A 3,732-nucleotide genomic window follows, 5' to 3' on the forward strand; every position below is an offset into this window, starting at 1 on the left:
ATAAGGAGAAGGGTTTGGTAGGTAAAATTGATAATATTTAGAAACCTCATCAAATTAATTGATAACTTTATGCGGCTAGGTAAAATGAACTCTATTGCTTATTGGGGCATGTTTTTAACGATTGTGAGGGTATGAAAAATACTCACCAATAATGGAGGACACTTTGCGCTACTCACTTAAGCAATTAGCGGTTTTTGACGCAGTTGCAGATACCGGCAGTGTAAGCCAGGCCGCAGAGAAACTGGCTTTGACACAATCAGCGACAAGTATGTCGCTTGCGCAATTAGAAAAAATGCTTGGCAGGCCTTTATTTGAGAGGCAGGGCAAGCAAATGGCGTTAACCCATTGGGGTATGTGGCTACGACCAAAAGCAAAACGCTTATTACAAGACGCACTGCAGATTGAAATGGGCTTTTATGAGCAACACTTGTTAAGCGGTGAGATTCGCATGGGCGCGAGTCAAACTCCGGCAGAGCATCTGGTTCCAGACCTTATCAGTATCATTGATAATGACTTTCCAGAAATGCGTATTTCCCTTGGTGTGCAGAGTACAAAAGGGGTTATTGATGGCGTATTAGATTATAAATATGACTTAGGGATCATCGAGGGGCGTTGTGACGATAACCGTTTGCACCAAGAAGTCTGGTGCCGAGACCATCTTACTGTTGTCGCTGCTTCTCATCATCCTTTTGCTCGCAATCAATCTGTAAGCCTCGCGCAGTTAGAACAAGCGAAGTGGGTGTTGAGAGAGCATGGTTCTGGCACACGAAAAACATTTGATAGCTCTATTCATCATCTTATTGAAGATTTGGATGTGTGGCGAGAGTACGAGCACGTTCCGGTGTTACGCAGCTTAGTTGCTAACGGCCAGTACCTTACTTGTTTACCGTATTTAGATGTAGAGCGATATATAGAAGCGGGTCATCTTGTTGCGTTAAATGTGCCCGAGCTAAAAATGGAAAGGACACTTTCATTTATATGGCGAGCTGACATGGCAGAAAACCCACTAGTCGACTGCATTAAACGAGAAGGTCTGCGAATGATGAAAGGTAAGCCTTCGGTATTGTAAGTTACTACTCAATACACGCAATAAACTCTAGAGGCACAGCAATGCCACTCGCTTAATTGGGAGTGGCATATTTCTATGTACAGTATACTGAACTTCGAAGAACAAGCGTGATTCAGGAGCTTTTATGCACTCACTTGGTGATCCATGATTCTGCACGCCGATATTAGCTTCCTAGTCTTGTTCGCTTGCTGGAGTGACCTATTGGAACTGTCCTACACACATCCTTTTTTACCTAGTATTAGAAATACTCATTCCCTAAATCTGTTGATTTATCGGTTGCGTCAAACTTTCAGTGCAAGCCATGGAATTGTTATCGTCTTATTGTGATCATTATCACCGATAAGCAAGACTGATGTATCTAACATGTGTCCTTGATTTCAATGTATGAAGGCAGTTATTGAGCCATATGGGTACGATAATAGCCAAGCAGGTACGACTACCATGACGACACTTTTAGCTATCTCTATCACTACTGGAATTTTATCTGGCGTATGGGGTTGGATCGCCATTTCTTTAGGTTTGCTTTCTTGGGCTGGTTTTTTAGGTTGCACGAGCTACTTTGCTGCGCCAACTAGCGGATTGAAAGGACTTGGTATCAGCTTAATCACTAATATGACGGGTGTATTCTGGGCAATGGTAATTATCCACGGTTCAACTTACGTTGGTTTGGAAATTATCGGTTATGTGATTACCGCTATTGTGGCATTTTTCATGTGTATTCAAGCGAAACAGGCTTGGCTCGCGTACATTCCAGGCACTTTTATTGGTTCCTGCGCAACATTTGCCGCTGATGGAAACTGGCAACTTGTCATTCCATCTTTGCTGCTAGGTGGTGTGTTTGGTTATCTAATGAAAGCGACTGGACTTTGGTTACATACGAAATCAAGCACTACTTCTTCTACACTTGCTGAGCAAGCACAGTAGTGAACCCCCGATCTTATTTGTATCCACTGTGTATTGAGTTTTATCCCTCTCAATACCTTTAATCAAAATTAATGATGTTTGATACAAGCACACCAATTTGGTGTGCTTTTTTTGTATTACAAGGCAAGGTGTGAGTGTGAAATACTCTAACTCATGTATTGCCGTTTGCCATGGTGACAACGCGCTTAAGTGTCCAACGCAGAAGTACAGGAATGCACTCCATACCTCTCTCTTCACAGTGAGATACAATGGCCAAAGCTAAGTCCGGTTTTGCATGCTTTTTCAAAACACGGTTTACGACTTTTTTAGCTGGGATAGGGTGATCATGAGGAACTTTGATGATGTCCTTAAAGAAAAGTTCAAATCCATGATTGTATAGAAAGTGTTCGATATCTCGATCAGGTAACTCTGTAAGTCTATGCCTTTCCTGATCATGATCGAGTTGCGCTCTCACGGCATGCGCGTACTTTTTACCTGCCGGGTCACCATCGGTAACAACATGCCAGTCGATACCGAACTCTTTTGCTACTTTGATCAGTGACTTCAGTCCTGATTGTGCAAATTCAACGATTTGAACTCCTTCCGCAGCTAAGTCATATCCACATTGACGAGCCAGTTCATGAAATAACCAAACTTCAGTTTCGCCCTCTACGAGTAACCAACACCGTGCAAACAACGCCCCTGAGCGATGAAAACGAATGTGGAAACCAATTCGGCGTAACTCATCTCTACCAAACTTGGCAGAGTTTAAGCTCTTGGCAATGGTTCGGTCTGACAAGCGAATCAAACGTCGGATTGAATAAAGTGGAACCGAGCCAAGTAACGTACCGCTGTTGGTAGTTAAAATCTTTTGCATTGGCAACAACTGCAATAATGACCACGCTCTAGCGAGATGAGTCGGATGTAGTCGGCCTTCAGGGTCCTCGATAATCAATATCGGTCTTGCGCAGCGTCTTAAATCGGTAGGGCCTTTTGCTTGAAGGTAAGCATTGAGAAGCCCCATTAAAAGCAAACGGCTTTGTTTGTCATTTGTTTCCTTAAGGAATTGACTTAATCCTTTATCAGAGGAAGGGCTCGTATAAAAAAGACCATCACGAGGTTTTCGTGGGTTACCTTTGCTGACGCTGCGGAACGCAAAATAGTGTTCGACAAGTGTTTGCATTGAATCGAGACTACTGCGAATCTCACCCTTGTTTACGTGCCCAGGCATCGCCAATAGCCGTCGACAGGTGTTATTGATTCGTTTTTCAATCCGAGCATTTTTGCTGTCGCCGTTGACGTGGTTTAGATCTGGGAAGCGTCGGGAGTCTCGTAGGCGGATAACAGGGTGAAGAGTCATCAACTCTACGGCGAGTTTCTCAGAGTGGTGCAGTTTCTTCGGCTTACCGTTATGATCCAAAAATGCGTATTCAGTTTTAATATCATACTCGTCGCGAGACGCACTAATTCGATAGTAAATGACCTGCTCACCATCTTCGTTTGTGCACCATGCAGGTTTTATCCGTCGATAACGCCCAGCTTTTACTTCGTTCTTGTCTTGTGCTTTAAAGCAAACAATGATCTGCAAGTGTTGGGTTTGTGGATGAGAAATTGAGTAATCAACGTGAAAATCTTTTAGTTCGAATTGATATAATGAGCCATTAGCAGGTAGCGCGATAGAAAGGGCGTCGAGCAATGATGATTTGCCCCACGTGTTCTCACCGATGAGCGTAGTGAGTTCGTCAAAAGAGAGTGAAAGG

At 43.4% G+C, this 3,732-nt stretch carries 3 protein-coding genes; 2 read left to right on the plus strand and 1 reads right to left on the minus strand.

Features of this window, described 5'->3' with window-relative positions:
- The first annotated feature begins 163 nt into the window (after positions 1-163).
- Together CAG69_RS02115 and CAG69_RS02120 are read left to right on the plus strand one after the other, a co-directional pair.
- Positions 164-1,069 carry a LysR substrate-binding domain-containing protein gene (locus tag CAG69_RS02115; RefSeq protein WP_005395522.1) on the plus strand — a complete coding sequence of 302 codons (906 nt, stop codon included), beginning with the start codon at positions 164-166 and terminating at the stop codon, positions 1,067-1,069.
- Positions 1,070-1,510: 441 nt separating this feature from the next.
- A complete protein-coding gene (locus CAG69_RS02120; protein WP_005395520.1) occupies positions 1,511-1,993 on the plus strand; it encodes a DUF1097 domain-containing protein in 483 nt (160 codons plus the stop codon).
- 151 nt (positions 1,994-2,144) lie between these two features.
- Here the strand turns inward: CAG69_RS02120 and CAG69_RS02125 are convergent.
- The coding region (locus CAG69_RS02125) for an ATP-dependent endonuclease (RefSeq protein ID WP_161442522.1) at positions 2,145-3,732 on the minus strand (1,588 nt) is incomplete at its 5' end.

It is taken from the genome of Vibrio sp. V43_P6S15P86 (assembly GCF_009904725.1).
Lineage (GTDB): Bacteria > Pseudomonadota > Gammaproteobacteria > Enterobacterales > Vibrionaceae > Vibrio > Vibrio diabolicus.

What these genes read in the sequence shown, in the direction of transcription:
- CAG69_RS02120 (WP_005395520.1), top strand. Translation starts at nt 1,511, where the DNA reads ATGACGACACTTTTAGCTATCTCTATCACTACTGGAATTTTATCTGGC.